This window comes from Nocardioides korecus, assembly GCF_054778395.1.
Genome location: NZ_BAAGZO010000002.1, coordinates 316,279 through 333,404, shown reverse-complemented (window position 1 = coordinate 333,404; position 17,126 = coordinate 316,279). Strand labels below are relative to the sequence as shown.

Below are 17,126 nucleotides of genomic sequence, written 5' to 3'. Positions count from 1 at the left end.
GGCCCGTCGTCGAGACCCGGGTGACCGCACCCACGCAGGACCCACGCACGGCCGCGAACGACCCCCGGCGAACCTTCCCGGGGGTCGTTCGTGCCCGACGACCCCACCGGAGCAGCACGTGAGCCCAGACCAGACCCCGCCCGAGGGCCCCCGCGTCCGGCTCGTGCTCGACGTCGACACCGGCGTCGACGACGCGTGCGCGCTGCTTCTCGCGGCCCTGCACCCGCGCGTGGACCTGCTCGCGGTGACGTGCGTGGGCGGCAACGCCCCGCTCGCCGACGTCGTGCGCAACACCCTGACCGTGCTCGACACCTGCGACCGCGCGGACGTGCCGGTCGCCGCCGGCGCGGCCCGGCCGTTGCTCGAGGAGCCGGTCAACGCCCACCACGTGCACGGTGACGACGGCATGGGCGACCTGGACTGGCCGCGCTCGGAGCGCAGCCCCGACCCGCGGCACGCCGTGGAGCTGCTGCGCGACGTGCTGCTGGCGGCGGCCGAGGACGGCGACCCCGTCACGCTGGTGCCGCTGGCCCCGATGACCAACGTCGCGCTGCTCCTGCGCACCCACCCCGAGGTGGCGCGGGGGCTGCGGCGGATCGTGTTCATGGGCGGGGCGGCCCACGTCGGCAACGCCACCGCCTCGGCGGAGTTCAACGTCTTCCACGACCCCGAGGCCACCGCCATCACCCTCGACGCCTGCGCCGAGCTGGGCATCGAGGTGGTGATGTACGGCCTGGACGTGTTCTACGGTCCCCAGGTGACCCACGAGCAGGCCCGCGCCCTCACCCGCGACCACGACTCCGGCCCCGCGGGGCTGGCCGGGCGCCTGGTGGCCTTCCAGTGCGAGCGGTTCGCCGAGCCCTCGGCCACCATCGGAGACGCCGGCGCGGTCTGCGCGGTGATCGACCCCGACGGGCTGCGCACCGAGCGGCTGCCCGTGCGCGTCGAGCTCGCCGGCACGTGGTCGCGCGGCCGCACGGTCGTGGACCGGCGCGAGCGGTCCACCAGCGTGGAGCACGACCCGCACGGCCGTGCCCGCGCGGTGGTCGACGTCGGGCTCGAGGTCGACGGCCAGAGGTACGCCGACCTGTGGCTCGCGACGGTGGCCCCGTGAACGCCCCGGCGCAGGGAGGCCAGGCCGGCCGCGTGGTCGTGCTCGGCTCGCTCAACGTCGACGTGGTCACCCGGGTCGAGCGGCACCCCTCCCCCGGCGAGACCGTGCTGGGCGGCGGGCTGTCCCGGCTGGCGGGCGGCAAGGGCGCCAACCAGGCGGTCGCCGCGGCCGCGGCCGGCGCGGCGGTGCAGATGGTCGGCGCCGTCGGCGAGGACGCCGGGGGTCGGGCCTACCTGGCGCGGCTCGAGGGGCTGGGGATCGGCACCGACCTGGTCGGCGTGCGGGACCAGGCGCCGACGGGCACCGCGCTGATCGTCGTCGGGCAGGACGCGGAGAACACGATCGTCGTCGTGCCCGGCGCCAACGCGACCCTCGACGGGGAGACCCTGGACGCCCTGGTGGCCGACCTGCGCGAGGACGACGTGCTGCTGGTGCAGCTGGAGGTCCCGCTCGACCTCGTCGCCCGGGCGTGCCGGGCGGCAGCGGAGCGTGGGGTGCGCGTGGTCCTCAACACCGCGCCGTACGCCGACCTCCCGGCCGACGTGGTCGCCCTGGCCGACCCGCTGGTGGCCAACGAGCACGAGGCCGCGCAGCTGGCCGGGTCGGGTCTGCGGGCCCGGTCGCTCCTGGTGACCCTGGGGGCCGAGGGCGCCCGGTGGGACGACCTGGTCGTGCCCGCGGCGGCCGTCGAGCAGGTCGTGGACACCACGGGTGCGGGCGACGCGTTCTGCGGTGCGCTCGCCGCGGCCCTGGCCCGCGGGGCCGACCGCGCAGAGGCGCTCGACGCCGCCCTCGCCGCCGGCGCCGACGCCGTCCAGCGCCACGGGGCCCAGGCCGACCCCGAGCTCGCGTAGGGCTGGTCCCTCAGGGGGTCTGGTCGGGGATCACCACGGCGAGGAAGACCATCGCCGCGCCGACCCCGCCGAGCATCAGCACGTCGATCCAGCGGTGCCGGCGCACGCGCAGCATGCCGGCGTCGCGGTCGGGCAGCACCAGGCGGGCGACCGCGCCGACCAGCAGCGCCACCCCCATGACCGTCACGCCCCGGCGCCAGGCGCCGAGCGCGACCACGACCAGCCCGACCGCGTTGGCGACGACGACGAGAAGGTAGACCAGCCCGCCGTACGTCGAGGGCACCCGGTGCGGCCCCAGGGGCGGCTGCGGCGGCGCCTCGGGGGGCAGCTCGGGGCTCACCGGGACAGCCGGCCCTCCGCGTTGGCGACGACGTTGGACAGCAGCATCGCGCGGGTCATCGGGCCCACGCCGCCAGGGTTGGGCGAGACCCAGCCCGCCACGTCCCAGACGTCGTCGGCCACGTCGCCGGCGATCTTGCCGTCGACCCGGGAGACGCCGACGTCGAGCACGGCCGCGCCGGCCTTGACCATGTCCCCGCGGATGATGCCGGGCACGCCGGCGGCGGCGACCACGACGTCGGCCCGGCGCACGTGGGCGGCCAGGTCGCGGGTGCCGGTGTGGCACAGGGTGACGGTGGCGTTCTCCGAGCGGCGCGTCAGCAGCAGCCCGAGCGGGCGACCCACGGTCACGCCGCGGCCGACCACGACGACCTCGGCCCCCGCGACCTCCACGTCGTGGCGGCGCAGCAGCTCCACGATGCCGGCGGGCGTGCACGGCAGCGGCGCCTCCTTGCCGAGCACCAGCCAGCCGAGGTTGGTCGGGTGCAGGCCGTCGGCGTCCTTGGTCGGGTCGATCTCGCCCAGGACCAGGTTCTCGTCGATGCCTCGGGGGAGCGGCAGCTGGACGATGTACGCCGTGCACGCGGGATCGTCGTTGAGCCGGCGCACCGCGGCCAGGACCTCGTCCTGGGTGGCCGTGGCGGGGAGGTCCTCGCGGATCGAGGCGATGCCGACCTCGGCGCAGTCCTTGTGCTTGCCGTTGACGTACCACGTCGAGCCCGGGTCGTCGCCGACCAGGATCGTGCCGAGCCCGGGGGTGATCCCCTGCTCGCGCAGCGCGTCCACGCGCGCCTTCAGCTCGCCCTTGATCGCCTTCGCGGTGGCGGTGCCGTCCAGCCTCTGTGCAGTCACGTCGTGGATCCTCCTGGTCGCTGGTCTCGTCAGTGCGCGAAGTGGCGGGTGCCGGTGAAGTACATCGTGACGCCGGCCTTCTTCGCGGCCTCGATGGTGAGCTCGTCGCGCACCGAGCCGCCGGGCTGCACGATGGCGGCCACGCCGGCGTCGAGGAGGATCTGCGGACCGTCCTCGAAGGGGAAGAACGCGTCGGAGGCGGCGACCGAGCCCGCGGCCCGCTCCCCCGCCCGGTCGACGGCCAGCTTGCAGGAGTCGACGCGGTTGACCTGGCCCATCCCGATGCCGACCGAGGCACCGTCCTTGGCCAGCAGGATCGCGTTGGACTTGGCGGCCCGGCAGGCCTTCCAGGCGAACGCCAGGTCGGCGAGCACCTCGGGCGAGCCCGCCTCGCCGGTCGCGAGCGTCCACGAGGCCGGGTCGTCGCCGTCGGCGTCGACGTTGTCGCGCTCCTGGACCAGCAGGCCGCCGGAGATCGGGCGCATCTCGACGCCGCCGCGCCGCAGCGGCTCGGCGACCAGCAGGCGCACGTTCTTCTTGCGTGCAAGGACCTCCACCGCGCCGTCGTCGTACGCCGGGGCGACGACCACCTCGGTGAAGACCTCCGCCACCTGGCGGGCCATCTCGACCGAGACCGGGCGGTTGACCGCGATCACGCCGCCGAAGGCCGAGACCGGGTCGCACTCGTGGGCGCGGCGGTGGGCCTGGGCGACGGACCTGCCGACGGCGATGCCGCAGGGGTTGGCGTGCTTGATGATCGCCACGGCCGGCTCGTCGAAGTCGTACGCCGCCCGCCGGGCCGCGTCGGCGTCGACGTAGTTGTTGTAGGACATCTCCTTGCCGTGCAGCTGCTGGGCCTGGGCCAGCCCGGAGCCCTCGCTGCTGAGGTAGATCGCGGCGCTCTGGTGGGGGTTCTCGCCGTAGCGCAGGACCGACTCGCGCTCCCAGGCGCCGCCGATCCAGGCGGGGAAGCCGGCGCCGCCCTCGTCGGCACCGGTGTCGGTCAGCACGCTGCTCATCCAGCTCGCCACGGCCACGTCGTACGACGCGGTGTGCACGAAGGCCTCGGCGGCCAGCCGCTTGCGCTGGTCGTAGGAGAAGCCGCCCTCGCCCAGGGCGGTCAGCACGTCGGCGTACTGCGCGGGCGAGGTGACGATCGCGACCGAGGGGTGGTTCTTGGCCGCGGCGCGGACCATCGAGGGCCCGCCGATGTCGATCTGCTCCACGCACTCGTCCGTGCTCGCGCCGGAGGCGACGGTCTGGGTGAAGGGGTAGAGGTTGGAGACCACCAGGTCGAAGGGCTCCACGCCGAGGTCGGCGAGCTGGGCCACGTGGGTCGGCAGGCGGCGGTCGGCCAGGATGCCGGCGTGCACCCGCGGGTGCAGCGTCTTGACCCGGCCGTCGAGGCACTCGGGGAACCCGGTCAGGTCCTCCACCTTGGTCACCGGCAGGCCGAGGTCGGCGATCAGCCTGGCCGAGCCGCCGGTGGAGACCAGCTCCACCCCGGCGTCGTGCAGGCCGCGGACGAGGTCCTCGAGCCCGGCCTTGTCGTAGACGGAGACCAGCGCGCGCTTCAGCGCGATCCGGTCGGGGTGGGTGGGCTGCGTGCTCTCGGTCATGCGCCGATCCGCACCTTCCTGTCGGTGATGGTGAATCCCTCGCGGGCCAGGCGGCCCACGGTGTCGACGAGCATCCGGCGCTCGGCGACCTTGATCCGGTCGTGCAGGGTCTCGACGTCGTCGGTGTCCTCCACCGGCACGGCCGTCTGGGCCACGATCGGCCCGGTGTCCATCCCGGCGTCGACCACGAAGAGGGTGGCGCCGGTGACCTTCACGCCGTACGCCAGGGCGTCGGCGGGTCCGGTGGTGCCCGGGAACGACGGGCACAGGGCCGGGTGGGTGTTGACCACGCGGCCGGCGAACCGCGCGAGGAACGCGGGCCCGACCAGCTTCATGAAGCCGGCCAGGACGACCAGGTCGGGCTCGTGGGCCGCGACCTCCTCGGTCAGCGCGGCGTCCCAGTCGGCCCGGGTCGCGTGGTCCTTCAGGCGGTGCACGAAGGTGGGCAGCCCGGCGTGCTCGGCCCGGGCGAGGCCCTCGACACCGGGGCGGTCGGAGCCCACGGCGACCACCTGGGCGGCGTACGCCGGGTCGGTGGCGGCGTCGAGCAGGGCCTGGAGGTTGGTGCCGGCGCCGGAGACCAGGACGACGAGTCGAGGGGCGGGGGCTGGCACGCGGGACAGGCTACCGAGAACCCGCCCCGCGACGTGAACCCGGAGCAGGAGTGGGTGCGGGCGCCCGTCGCGCGGACCGGCGCTGGAGGAACGCGGTGACCAGGCCCGCGACGAGACCGGCCAGGCTCATCGAGGCCACCGCGGCGACCAGGACCTCCCCGGCCGAGGCGCCGATGTCGGCGAGCCGGCCGGTGCCCATCGGGCCGCCGGCCAGCGCGACCAGCACCGTGGTCGCGAGCGCGGCGACGAACCCGCCGCCGAAGCCGCGCAGGGCGGCGGAGTCGTAGGCCGTCACGGCGTACGCCCGCTGGGAGCGCACCGCGCCGACCACCGCGGCCAGCACGGGGACCGCGAGGACCCCCACCAGCCAGGACGGCGTCGGGCCGGTGGAGGGCAGGGCCGCGAGCAGCGGGAAGGCCGGGAGCGGACCGAGCGCGACGGCGCCCGGGGAGACGATCGTGCCGGTGCCGACCGCGAAGCCGGGGCCGAGCAGGTAGGAGGCGCCGAGCAGCACGGCGTTGGGGGCCAGCGCCAGGCAGGCGACCGCGTAGACGACCACGTCGCCGGCCCCCATCCCCAGCCGCTGGAACAGCCGCGTCACGTCGCCGGCGTGCAGCACCAGGGAGACGACCACGAGCAGCAGGGCGGCGAGCAGGAGCAGCCGCACGGTGGAGGCGGCGCCGCTGGCGACCGCGCGGATCCAGCCGGGCACCCGGTCGACCCACGGGCCGAGGCGATCGGTGCCGGCCGCGAGACCCAGGAGCCCGGGCACGCCCGCGACCAGCAGCGCGCCGATGACCGTGCGGCCCAGGCCGGGGCTGGCAGCGTCGGAGGTGACCGCCACGCAGGTGACGACGGCGACCACGAGGTGGACCCCCGTCAGCACGCCCGCCGCGACCAGCACGCTGCGGTCGTCGTGGGCCGGCTCGGAGGTCCGGCCCGCTCGTCGGGCGCAGCGCCAGACCACGAAGGCCAGGAGGGCGGTCAGCGACAGCGGGACCAGGCCGAGGGGCACCCCGCCCAGGCTCAGGCGTGAGCCGTGGCCGACCAGCCACAGGTCGGCGCCGACGCGCAGGGCGTCGTTGGTGGTGCCGTGGGCGCCGGCGTCGGCGGCGTACCACCCCACCACGGCCAGCAGCATGCAGCCGAGCATCGTGCCGACGGCCGCGGCGAGGCCGGCCAGGGCCGCGGAGAGCACCAGCGGCCGCTCCGGGACGTCGTCGGACGGGCGGCCGAGCAGGGGCCCGAGGGCCGGGCCGAGCACCTGGGCGCCGAGACGTCGCAGGGGGCCGCCGCGGGTGGGCCGGCGCTCCCCCCGGGGGCGGGAGGAGCGCGAGGACTCCGCGGGACGGCTCAGCAGGTCGGTCATCGCCACCATCTTGAACCCTCGCCCACGCCGGTCCGAGGAGACTCGCGGAGGGCCCGGGCAGTTGGGGGCGGTTAGGTTCGTCTCGTGACCCGACCCGCAGGACCCGCCTCCGCCGCCCCCACCACCTTCGACCTCCCCGAGGGGCTGGTCTACCTCGACGGCAACTCCCTGGGCGCCCTGCCCGCGGGCGTGGCCGACCGGCTGGCCGACGTGGTGCGTCGCGAGTGGGGCCAGGGGCTGATCCGGTCCTGGAACGACGCACACTGGATGGAGCTGGTCGGGCGCATCGGGAGCCGGATCGCGCCCCTGATCGGGGTCGAGGGCGCCGACCTGCACCTGGGCGACAGCACCTCGGTGAGCCTGTTCAAGACCACCGTCGCCGCCGCCCGGCTGCGCCCCGACCGCCGGGTGCTGGTCGTGGAGCCCTCGACCTTCCCCACCGACGGCTACGTGACCGCCGGGGTCGCCGAGATGATGGGCCTGGAGCTGCGCTGGTGCGACCCGGCCGACCCGCTGGCCTCGGTCGACGAGGACGTCGCGCTGCTCTCGCTGACCCACGTCGACTTCCGCACCGGCGCGATGTTCGACATGGCCGCGATCACCGCCGAGGCCCAGGCGCGTGGCGCGCTCGTGCAGTGGGACCTGTGCCACTCCGCCGGCGCCGTCCCGGTCGACCTGACCGCCGTCGGCGCCGACATGGCGGTGGGCTGCACCTACAAGTACCTCAACGGCGGGCCGGGGTCGCCGGCGTACCTGTGGATCGCCCCGCGGCACCAGGCCGCGGCGCGGCAGCCGATCACGGGCTGGATGGGGCACGCGACGCCGTTCGCGATGGCCCGCGACTTCACCCCGCGCGAGGGGGTCGGGGCCTTCGCCTCGGGCACTCCCCCGGTGCTGGCGCTGTCGGCGCTCGAGGCCTCGCTCGAGGCCTTCGACGGGGTCTCGATGACCGACCTGCGGACGCGGTCGCTGGAGCTGACCGACGCGTTCATCGCCGGCGTCGACGAGCGGCTGCCCGGGGTGTTCGAGCTGGCCACGCCGCGCGAGCACGAGCGGCGCGGGTCCCAGGTCTCGCTGCGCCACCCGTCGGCGTACGGCGTGGTGCAGGCGTTGATCGCGCGCGACGTGGTCGGCGACTTCCGCGACCCCGACATCGCCCGGTTCGGCTTCGCGCCGCTCTACAACACCCTGGCAGACGTGGAGACGGCCCTGGACCGGCTCGAGGTCGTGATGCAGCGCGAGGAGCACGCCGACCCGGCGTACTCCTCGCGCAACGCGGTCACCTAGGGACTAGAGGTCCTTGAGGATGTCGCGCATCAGCTGAGCGGTCTCGGACGGCGTCTTGCCGACCTTGACCCCGGCGGCCTCGAGGGCGTCCTTCTTGCCCTGGGCGGTGCCGGCGCCCGAGGACACGATGGCGCCGGCGTGGCCCATCGTCTTGCCCTCGGGGGCGGTGAAGCCCGCGACGTAGCCGACGACCGGCTTGGTCACGTGCTCCTTGATGTACGCCGCCGCACGCTCCTCCGCGTCGCCACCGATCTCGCCGATCATCACGATCGCCTTGGTGTCGGGGTCGGCCTCGAAGGCCTCGAGCGCGTCGATGTGCGTGGTGCCGATGACCGGGTCGCCGCCGATGCCGATGGCGGTCGAGAAGCCGTGGTCGCGCAGCTCGAACATCATCTGGTAGGTCAGCGTGCCGGACTTCGAGACCAGCCCGACCGGGCCGGAGCCGGCGATCGTGGCGGGCGTGATGCCGGCCAGGGCCTCACCCGGGGTGATGATGCCGGGGCAGTTGGGCCCGATCATCCGGGTGGACTTGCCCTCGAGGTAGGCGAAGACCTCGGCGGTGTCCTGCACGGGCACGCCCTCGGTGATGACCACGAGCAGGCCGATGCCGGCGTCGATGGCCTCGATGCAGGCGTCCTTGGTGAAGGCCGGGGGGACGAAGGCGACCGACACGTCGGCGCCGGTCTCCTTCATGGCCTCCTCGACCGAGCCGAAGACGGGCAGCTCGACGTCGTTGCCGTCGGCGTCCGCGTGGGTGACCGTGGTGCCGGCCTTGCGGGCGTTGACGCCGCCCACGACCTGGGTGCCCGAGCGCATCATCAGGCGGGTGTGCTTGGTGCCCTCACCGCCGGTGATGCCCTGGACGATGACCTTGGAGTCCTTGTTCAGGAAGATCGACATGGTGTTCTCCTCGTCCTCAGGCGTTCGCCAGCTCGGCGGCCTTGTCGGCCGCGCCGTCCATGGTGTCCACGAGGGTGACCAGCGGGTGGTTCTTCTCCTCGAGGATCCGGCGGCCCTCCTCGACGTTGTTGCCGTCCAGACGCACCACGAGGGGCTTGCTGGCCTCGTCGCCGAGGATGTCGAGCGCGCCGACGATGCCGTTGGCCACGGCGTCGCAGGAGGTGATGCCGCCGAAGACGTTGACGAAGACGCTCTTGACCTGCGGGTCGTTGAGGATCACGTCGAGGCCGTTGGCCATCACCTCGGCGGACGCGCCGCCGCCGATGTCCAGGAAGTTGGCCGGCTTGACCGAGCCGTGCTTCTCACCGGCGTACGCGACGACGTCGAGGGTCGACATGACCAGCCCCGCGCCGTTGCCGATGATGCCGACCTCGCCGTCGAGCTTGACGTAGTTCAGGCCCATGCCCTTGGCCTTGGCCTCGAGCGGGTCCGCGGCGTCCTTGTCCTCGAACGCGGCGTGGTCCTCGTGGCGGAACTCGGCGTTCTCGTCCAGCGAGACCTTGCCGTCGAGCGCCTCGAGCTTGTCGCCGGTCAGGCGGGCGAGCGGGTTGACCTCGACGAGGGTGGCGTCCTCCTCGACGAAGGTCTTCCACAGCGCCAGGACCGTCTGCACGGCCTGGTCGGTGAGCTCGGCGGGGAAGCCGGCCTCGGCCACGATGGCCTTCGCCTTCTCCTCGTCGACACCGGTGCCGGGGTCGATCGCGATCTGCTTGACGGCGTCGGGGTTGGTCTTGGCGACCTCCTCGATCTCCACGCCGCCCTCGACCGAGGCGATGCACAGGTAGCGGCGGTTCGCGCGGTCGAGCAGGAACGAGAAGTAGTACTCGTCCTCGATGCTCGCGCCGGGCGCGATCAGGACACGGTGGACGGTGAGGCCCTTGATCTCCATGCCGAGGATGTTCGACGCGTGCTCGAAGGCCTCGTCGGGGGTCTTCGCCAGCTTCACGCCGCCGGCCTTGCCGCGGCCTCCGGCCTTGACCTGGGCCTTGACGACCACGACGCCCAGCTTCTCGGCGGCCGCGCGGGCCTCCTCGGGCGTGGTGGCGACGATGCCCTCGGTCACCGGTACGCCGTGCTTGGCGAAGAGCTCCTTCGCTTGGTACTCCATCAGGTCCACGGGTCGACCGCTCCTCTAGTGGTGTGTCGGTAGAGAGGGACGCGCAACTTCACTGGTGGGGACACCAGGCTCGTCCGCTGCCCGACCCTAGACCTGAACGCGCCGGTCGGCCACGTAAGGTCCCCCACGTGAGGGCCGGAGAGACGCAGGTCACGCCCGTGCCGACCGGGCCGGACGCCACCCCCGTGACGCTGGCGGTGCGCGAGCACGGCGCTCGCGACGCCGGCACCCACGTGGTGCTGATGCACGGCTTCCCCGACGACCAGACGATGTGGGACCCGGTGGTCGCGGCGCTCCCCGCGGACTGGCACGTCGTCACCTACGACTCCCGCGGCGCGGGTCGCTCCACCCGGCCGACCGCCCGCGCGGACTACCGCCTGCACCACCACGTCGACGACCTGGTCGCGGTCCTCGACGCCACGACGCCGGCGGGCGACCCGGTCCACCTGGTCGGGCACGACTGGGGCTCGATCGCCGGCTGGGACGCGGTCGCGGCCGCCGCCGTCGGTGACGCCCGGCTGGCCGGGCGGCTGCTGACCTGGACCTCGGTCAGCGGGCCCTCGCTGGACCACCTCGCGGCGCGGACCGCGGGCTGGCGCGGCGTACGCCGGATGCTGCCGCAGCTCGTGCACAGCTGGTACGTCTGGTTCTTCCTGCTCCCCCGGCTGCCCGAGCTGACCTGGCGCCGCCTGCAGCGCGTGCTCCGGCCGCTGCTGCGCCGGCTCGACCCCACCCTGGCGCTGCTGCCGTGGGGGCCGGGCCTGGCCCACGACGCGGTGCCGGCGCTGGAGATCTACCGCGCCAACGTCGTACGCCGGCTCCGCGGCCCCGCCCCGCGCTGGCGCACCTCGCTGCCGGTCCTGCTCGTCGTCGCGCAGCGCGACGGCTTCGTGCTGCCGCTCTCGACCGAGGGCCTCGAGGCCCGATGCCGCGACCTGACCCGGATCGAGCTCGACGAGGGTCACTGGGTGCCGCGCGCGCGACCCGCGGAGCTGGCCGCGCTGGTCGCCGAGCACGTGCGCCGGCACCCCGCGCCCACCGCCTGAGGCGGCCACCCCTCGGGACGACTCGCGATTCCTGTGACGGACGCCACGTGGTGGGTGTCTGATCACCGCATGCCTCGCCCAGGAGCGCTCGTCGCCGCCGTGTCCCTCGCCCTCCCCGCCGCCCTGCTGACCGGTGCACCGAGCACGGCCGCGGCCGGCCCGGCCGGAGCGCGGATCTCCCACCACCAGTCGTTCACGAAGACCGCGATCACCGTGGCCGTCAAGGTCGGGCCGAACCGCGACGTGCCGTGCACGGTCAAGGCCGACCTCTACCGGCCCGCCGGCGTCAGCGCGCGCCACAAGGCGCCCTCGATCCTGACCACCAACGGGTTCGGCGGCTCCAAGGACGACGCCGGCCAGTCGGCCGGGGCGAGCGCGTTCGCCAAGGCCGGCTACGTCGTCATCTCCTACTCCGGGCTCGGCTTCGGCGGCTCGGGCTGCAAGATCACCCTCGACGACCCCGACTACGACGGTGTCGCCGGCAAGCAGCTGGTCGACGTGCTCGCCGGCACCCGCAGCTACACCCGCGACGACGGGACCGGCCGGACGGGCCGCATCGACTACGTCGCCCGCAACCGCTCCTCGCACGGCCCGGACCCGAAGGTCGGCATGATCGGCGGCTCCTACGGCGGCCAGATCCAGTTCGCGGTCGCCGAGCAGGACCGCCGCGTCGACGCGATCATCCCCGAGATCACCTGGAACGACCTCTCCTACTCCCTGGCGCCGAACAACACCGGCTTCACCCGCGGGGTCACCTACCGCACCCCCGGCGTGGCCAAGAAGGAGTGGGTCGGGCTGTTCTTCGGCATCGGCATCGCCGACGGTCTCCAGTACGCCCCCGCCGACCCGACCCGCAACGTCGGCTGCCCCAACTTCGCCGACCAGGCCTGCCTCTCCGCGGCGCAGCTCCAGACCGCCGGCTACCCCGACCCCGCCACCCTGGCGCTGGCCCGGCACGCCTCGGTCTCCTCCTACGTGTCCAAGGTGCGCGCGCCCACGCTGCTCGTCCAGGGCCAGCACGACACCCTGTTCAACCTCCAGGAGGCCGTCGCGACCTACAAGGCGCTGCAGAAGCAGGGCACCCCGGTGAAGATGTCGTGGTTCTCCGGCGGCCACTCGGGCCCGGCCGCGGCCGGTGACCTCGACCTCTCCCGCGGGGTCGACGCCAGCCACCAGGGTCGGCGCTGGATCGCCTGGATGGACCGCTACGTCCGGGGCGACCGCCGCGTCTCGACCGGCCGCGAGTTCGAGTACTTCCGCGACTGGGTCTCCTACGACACCAGCGCCGCCGGCGCCGGGCGCGCCGTCGACAAGGCCTACACCGGCACCAACAGCGTCTACACCGGCACCCCGAACACCACGCTGCTGCTCTCCGGGCAGGACGCCCTGGTGCCCTCGAGCTTCCCGGTCGCTTACGGCACCGACACCTTCGCCGCCACCCCGCTCGGCACGTCGTACTCCGAGACATCCGGGCTGGAGGGCAGCACCGTCAACCAGGACGTCCGCGACACCCCCGGCACCTTCGCGGCGTGGACCACCCCGGTGCTCCCCCGCTCGACCGTGGTCGTCGGCTCCCCCCGCCTGACGGTGAACATCTCCGCCCCGGTCGCCGCCGCGGCCCAGTCCTCGGGGCCCGCCGGGCACCTCGTCCTGTTCGCCAAGCTGTACGACGTCGCCCCCGACGGCACCGAGAAGCTCCAGCACCGGCTGATCTCCCCGGTCCGCGTCGACGACGTGACCAAGCCGGTGACCATCGAGCTGCCGGGCGTCGCGCAGCGGTTCGCCGCCGGCCACCGGATCCGCCTCGTGCTGGCCGCCGGCGACCTCGCCTACGCGAACAACGACACGCCCCAGGAGGTCTCGGTCACCACGTCCGCCGCGGCCCCCGGCCGCCTCACCCTCCCGGTCGTCGGCGGCCTGAGCTTCTCCCCCGGCGGGGGCTCCTGACCCGCACCCCGAGTCCACCCGACTTCGTGGAGGATCGCACGCACCAGGTGGGTGCGATCCTCCACGAAACCAGGTCTCGTCGTGTGACCTCTAGTCGGGGAAGCGCTCGGAGACCCAGCCGGTGATCTCGCCGGTCGTGGCGCCCGGGGTGAAGATCTTGGCGACGCCGATCTCCTCGAGGGGGGCGACGTCCTCCTCGGGGATGATGCCGCCGCCGAAGACCACGATGTCGGCGGCGTCGCGCTCGCGGAGCAGGTCGAGGAGCGTGCGGAAGAGCGTCATGTGGGCGCCGGAGAGGACGGAGAGCCCGATCAGGTCGGCGTCCTCCTGGATCGCGGTCTCGACGATCTGCTGGGGCGTCTGGTGCAGGCCGGTGTAGACGACCTCGTGACCGGCGTCGCGCAGGGCGCGGGCCACCACCTTGGCGCCGCGGTCGTGGCCGTCGAGTCCGGGCTTGGCCACCACGATGCGCAACATGGGGGCAGGCTACCGCTCGTCCACAGACTGGTGACAACCACCACAACCTGCATCGTGGGACCCCTACGATGGGCCGCACCGACCGACCTGCAGCGAGGACGACGCATGAGCCAGCACCGGGCCGCCCGACGTGGCGGTCGCCACGCTGCGCCCCGACCGCGCCCGAGCTCGTCGCTGCCGGTGCCCCGAGCCGTGCGGGCCGTCGGGCTGGCCGGCACCCTGGCCGGGCTCGCGGTCCTCGCCGTCGTGACGTCGTCGGCACCCGGCACACCTGCCGCCGGAAGCGCCGCCCCGGTGGGCCCGGGCGCCGCCCTCTCCTCCTCGGTCACGAGCAGCGGCTCGCTGGGCCCCGTGGGATCCGACGGCACCGACGCCGTGGGCTACGTCGTCGGCGACCGGGGCCGGGCAGTCAGCCGCGACTCCGAGCGGCAGGCCCTGTCCGACGCCGCCGCCCAGCCCGTGCAGAAGGCCGCCGAGGACAAGGGCGCCGAGACCAACGCGGCGCTGAAGTCGCTGGGCCGTGCGGCGGAGGAGAAGGCCGCCACGATGGCCACCGACGCCTGGGTGCTGCCCACCAGCGGCTACCACCTGACCGCGCGCTTCGGCCAGGCCGGCGGACGCTGGGTCAACAACCACACGGGGCTCGACTTCGCGGCCCCCACCGGCACCCCGATCGTGGCCGTGGCGCCCGGCACCATCACCCAGACCGGCTGGGCCGGCGCCTACGGCAACCGCACCGTGGAGACGCTCGAGGACGGCACCGAGCTCTACTACTGCCACCAGAGCGCGATCCAGGTCAAGCCCGGCCAGAAGGTGACCTCCGGCCAGCGCATCGGGCTGATCGGCGCCACCGGCAACGTCACCGGCCCCCACCTGCACCTCGAGGTGCGTCCCGGCGGCGGTGACCCGGTCGACCCGTTCCAGGCGCTGGTCCACCACGGCCTGCAGCCCTAGAGCTTCTCCACCGGGGCGTAGCGCAGCAGCAGCCGCTTGACCCCGTCGCTGCCGAAGTCGATCGAGGCGACCGAGCTGTCGCCGGCCCCCTCCAGGGCCACCACCGTGCCCAGGCCGAAGGTGTCGTGCTGCACGCGGTCGCCCGGGTCCAGCGAGGGGATCGCGCGGCCGGCCTTGGCCTTGGAGGTCGCGTCGCGACGCGCCGCGGCCGTGCCGAACTGCCGCTGGGGCGCGCGGGCCCCGGAGTAGCCGCCACCGGAGCTGCCCCCCACGGAGTACGACGGGCGGTTCCACGACGACATCGCGGCCTCGGTGCGGCGCCAGTCGACCAGGTCGCCGGGCAGCTCGTCGAGGAAGCGGGAGGCGGGGTTGTGCGACGGGGCACCCCACGCCGAGCGGACCACCGCGCGGGAGACGTAGAGCCGCTCGCGGGCGCGGGTCAGGCCGACGTAGGCCAGCCGGCGCTCCTCCTCGAGCTCCACCTTGTCCCCCAGAGAGCGCAGGTGCGGGAAGACGCCGTCCTCCAGCCCGGTCAGGAAGACGACCGGGAACTCCAGGCCCTTGGCGGTGTGCAGGGTCATCATCGTGACCATCCCCGGTGACGGGGCCGGCTCCCCCTCCTCGCCCTCGCCCGGGGCGTCGGGGATCTGGTCGGAGTCCGCGACCAGCGAGACCCGCTCGAGGAAGTCGACCAGCCCGGGCGGGTCGGCCGGGGCGTCGGCGTCCGCGGGATCGGCCGAGGGCCCGAGCACCGGATCGTCGGCGAACTCCCGCGCGACCGCGACTAGCTCGGCGAGGTTCTCCACCCGGGTGTCGTCCTGGGGGTCCTCGGAGTCCTCGAGCTCCTTGAGGTAGCCGCTGCGGGTGAGCGCCTGCTCGAGCACGACGTCGACCCGCTCGCCGGCCTCGACCATGGACTGGAGCTGCTCGATGATCTCCACGAAGCCGGTGATCATCTTCAGCGACCGGGTCGCGATGCCGGGCGCGTGCTCCGCGCGCTGGAGCGCCTCCCAGAAGGTGAGCCGGTCGCGCTGGGCCAGCGACTCGACGCAGGCCTCGGCCCGGTCGCCGATGCCGCGCTTGGGCACGTTGAGGATCCGCCGCAACGAGACCGAGTCGGCCGGGTTGACCAGCACCCGCAGGTAGGCCAGCGCGTCGCGCACCTCGCGGCGCTCGTAGAAGCGCACCCCGCCGACCACCTTGTAGGGCAGCCCGACCCGGATGAAGATCTCCTCGAAGACCCGCGACTGGGCGTTGGTCCGGTAGAACACCGCCACGTCGCCCGAGCGGGCGTCGCCGGCGTCGGTGAGCCGGTCGATCTCCTCGGCGACGAAGCGGGCCTCGTCGTGCTCGTCGTCGCCGACGTAGCCCACGATCCGCTCGCCGGTGCCGGCGTCGGTCCACAGGTTCTTGGGCTTGCGGCTGTCGTTGCGGCTGATCACCGCGTTGGCGGCGGTCAGGATGGTCTGGCTGGAGCGGTAGTTCTGCTCCAGCAGGATCGTCGAGGCGTCGGGGAAGTCGAGTTCGAAGTCCATGATGTTGCGGATGTTGGCGCCCCGGAAGGCGTAGATCGACTGGTCGGCGTCACCGACCACCATCAGCTCCGCGGGCGCGACGGCGTCCTGGGCGGCCAGCGTGGCGGTCGGCTGCTCGCGGTCGGGCGCGCAGAGCTCGTGGATGAGGGCGTACTGCGCGTGGTTGGTGTCCTGGTACTCGTCGACCAGCACGTGGCGGAAGCGGCGGCGCCAGCCCTCGCGCACGGCCGGGAAGGCCCGGAACAGGTGCACGGTCATCATCAGCAGGTCGTCGAAGTCGAGGGCGTTGGCCTGGCGCAGACGACGCTGGTACTCGGCGTACGCCGCGGCGTACTGCTCCTCCTGCGCGTTCTGGGTGTCGCGCGCCGCGTCCTCCGGGTCCTGGAGCTCGTTCTTGGCGTTGCTGACCCAGTTGAGCACCGCCCGGGGCGGGAACCGCTTGACGTCGAGGTCGAGGTCCTTGCACACCAGGGTCATCAGCCGCTTGGAGTCCGCGGCGTCGTAGATGGTGAAGCTCGACTTGAACCCGAGCTTGTCGGCCTCCTTGCGCAGGATCCGCACGCACGAGGAGTGGAAGGTGCTGACCCACATGATCTTGGCGCGCCCCCCGACCAGGTCGGCCACCCGCTCGCGCATCTCGGCGGCGGCCTTGTTGGTGAAGGTGATCGCCAGGATCGAGCCGGGGTGGGCCTGGCGCTCGGTGATCAGCCAGGCGATCCGCCGGGTCAGCACCCGGGTCTTGCCCGACCCGGCGCCGGCCACCACGAGCAGCGGCGCACCCTCGTGCACGACCGCGGCCCGCTGGGGCTCGTTGAGCCCGTCGAGCAGGTCCTCCCGCGTCGGCTGACCCCGACGCGGACGCGGGGCGTCGCCGTCCCCGCGGCCGCCTCCACGGGCGCTCCCGGGAGCCGTCCCGGCGCCGGGCCCGTCGTCGGTGCGGGTCGGGAGGCCGGGGAGGGGGAACTGCATGCTCATAGGGCTCCAACCCTACGTCCGGGCCCCGACATCCCCGGCCCCGCTCCACACGGGTGCGGCGCGGGCG

General features: G+C 73.9%; 15 protein-coding genes. 6 read left to right on the top strand and 9 right to left on the bottom strand.

What is annotated here, in order from left to right:
• Positions 1 to 118: 118 nt before the first annotated feature.
• Together ACYVDA_RS04850 and ACYVDA_RS04845 are read left to right on the top strand one after the other, a co-directional pair.
• Positions 119 to 1,114, top strand: coding sequence for a nucleoside hydrolase (locus tag ACYVDA_RS04850; RefSeq protein WP_460815480.1), 996 nt, complete (start codon positions 119 to 121; stop codon positions 1,112 to 1,114).
• Positions 1,111 to 1,968, top strand: a complete 858-nt coding sequence (locus ACYVDA_RS04845; RefSeq protein WP_460815478.1) for a PfkB family carbohydrate kinase — start codon at positions 1,111 to 1,113, stop codon at positions 1,966 to 1,968. The genes ACYVDA_RS04850 and ACYVDA_RS04845 overlap by 4 nt, the downstream gene beginning before the upstream one ends.
• A gap of 10 nt (positions 1,969 to 1,978) precedes the next feature.
• Here the strand turns inward: ACYVDA_RS04845 and ACYVDA_RS04840 are convergent, their stop codons facing one another.
• Genes ACYVDA_RS04840 through ACYVDA_RS04820 form a run of 5 tightly spaced genes read right to left on the bottom strand, consistent with a single transcriptional unit; the run spans position 1,979 to position 6,761 of the window.
• The gene (locus ACYVDA_RS04840; RefSeq protein WP_460815476.1) at positions 1,979 to 2,308 is read right to left on the bottom strand and encodes a DUF3017 domain-containing protein; all 330 of its coding nucleotides are present in this window, start codon (positions 2,306 to 2,308) and stop codon (positions 1,979 to 1,981) included.
• On the bottom strand, positions 2,305 to 3,159 hold the full coding sequence (locus ACYVDA_RS04835) for a bifunctional methylenetetrahydrofolate dehydrogenase/methenyltetrahydrofolate cyclohydrolase (RefSeq protein WP_460815474.1): 855 nt from the start codon (positions 3,157 to 3,159) through the stop codon (positions 2,305 to 2,307). The genes ACYVDA_RS04840 and ACYVDA_RS04835 overlap by 4 nt, the downstream gene beginning before the upstream one ends.
• Positions 3,160 to 3,188: 29 nt before the next feature.
• Positions 3,189 to 4,778, bottom strand: coding sequence for a bifunctional phosphoribosylaminoimidazolecarboxamide formyltransferase/IMP cyclohydrolase (purH, locus tag ACYVDA_RS04830; protein WP_460815472.1), 1,590 nt, complete (start codon positions 4,776 to 4,778; stop codon positions 3,189 to 3,191).
• The gene (purN, locus tag ACYVDA_RS04825) at positions 4,775 to 5,401 is read right to left on the bottom strand and encodes a phosphoribosylglycinamide formyltransferase (protein WP_460816113.1); all 627 of its coding nucleotides are present in this window, start codon (positions 5,399 to 5,401) and stop codon (positions 4,775 to 4,777) included. The genes purH and purN overlap by 4 nt, the downstream gene beginning before the upstream one ends.
• A 1-nt stretch (position 5,402) precedes the next feature.
• Positions 5,403 to 6,761 (bottom strand): cell division protein PerM, encoded by a 1,359-nt coding sequence (locus ACYVDA_RS04820; RefSeq protein WP_460815471.1) that lies wholly within the window; start codon positions 6,759 to 6,761, stop codon positions 5,403 to 5,405.
• A gap of 84 nt (positions 6,762 to 6,845) precedes the next feature.
• Between ACYVDA_RS04820 and kynU the strand changes: the two genes are divergently transcribed.
• The gene (gene kynU, locus ACYVDA_RS04815; RefSeq protein WP_460815469.1) at positions 6,846 to 8,048 is read left to right on the top strand and encodes a kynureninase; all 1,203 of its coding nucleotides are present in this window, start codon (positions 6,846 to 6,848) and stop codon (positions 8,046 to 8,048) included.
• Positions 8,049 to 8,051: 3 nt separating this feature from the next.
• Here the strand turns inward: kynU and sucD are convergent, their stop codons facing one another.
• Positions 8,052 to 8,948, bottom strand: coding sequence for a succinate--CoA ligase subunit alpha (gene sucD, locus ACYVDA_RS04810; RefSeq protein ID WP_460815467.1), 897 nt, complete (start codon positions 8,946 to 8,948; stop codon positions 8,052 to 8,054).
• 16 nt (positions 8,949 to 8,964) lie between these two features.
• Complete coding sequence (gene sucC / locus ACYVDA_RS04805; protein WP_460815465.1) at positions 8,965 to 10,125, bottom strand: ADP-forming succinate--CoA ligase subunit beta; 1,161 nt, start codon at positions 10,123 to 10,125, stop codon at positions 8,965 to 8,967.
• Positions 10,126 to 10,253: 128 nt separating this feature from the next.
• Here sucC and ACYVDA_RS04800 point away from each other — a divergent pair, with 128 nt between their 5' ends.
• Entirely contained in the window at positions 10,254 to 11,171 is a 918-nt protein-coding gene (locus tag ACYVDA_RS04800; RefSeq protein WP_460815463.1) for an alpha/beta fold hydrolase, read from the top strand.
• Between the two features lie 69 nt (positions 11,172 to 11,240).
• On the top strand, positions 11,241 to 13,118 hold the full coding sequence (locus ACYVDA_RS04795; RefSeq protein WP_460815461.1) for an alpha/beta fold hydrolase: 1,878 nt from the start codon (positions 11,241 to 11,243) through the stop codon (positions 13,116 to 13,118).
• 90 nt (positions 13,119 to 13,208) lie between these two features.
• Here ACYVDA_RS04795 and ACYVDA_RS04790 read toward each other — a convergent pair whose 3' ends face one another.
• Positions 13,209 to 13,595, bottom strand: coding sequence for a cobalamin B12-binding domain-containing protein (locus ACYVDA_RS04790; protein ID WP_460815460.1), 387 nt, complete (start codon positions 13,593 to 13,595; stop codon positions 13,209 to 13,211).
• A gap of 105 nt (positions 13,596 to 13,700) precedes the next feature.
• On the opposite strand from ACYVDA_RS04790, the gene ACYVDA_RS04785 reads away from it, so the two are divergent.
• Entirely contained in the window at positions 13,701 to 14,549 is an 849-nt protein-coding gene (locus ACYVDA_RS04785) for a M23 family metallopeptidase (RefSeq protein WP_460815458.1), read from the top strand.
• On the opposite strand, the gene pcrA is transcribed toward ACYVDA_RS04785, so the two are convergent.
• Positions 14,546 to 17,059 carry a DNA helicase PcrA gene (gene pcrA, locus ACYVDA_RS04780; RefSeq protein WP_460815456.1) on the bottom strand — a complete coding sequence of 838 codons (2,514 nt, stop codon included), beginning with the start codon at positions 17,057 to 17,059 and terminating at the stop codon, positions 14,546 to 14,548. The genes ACYVDA_RS04785 and pcrA overlap by 4 nt on opposite strands.
• Positions 17,060 to 17,126 lie beyond the last annotated feature (67 nt).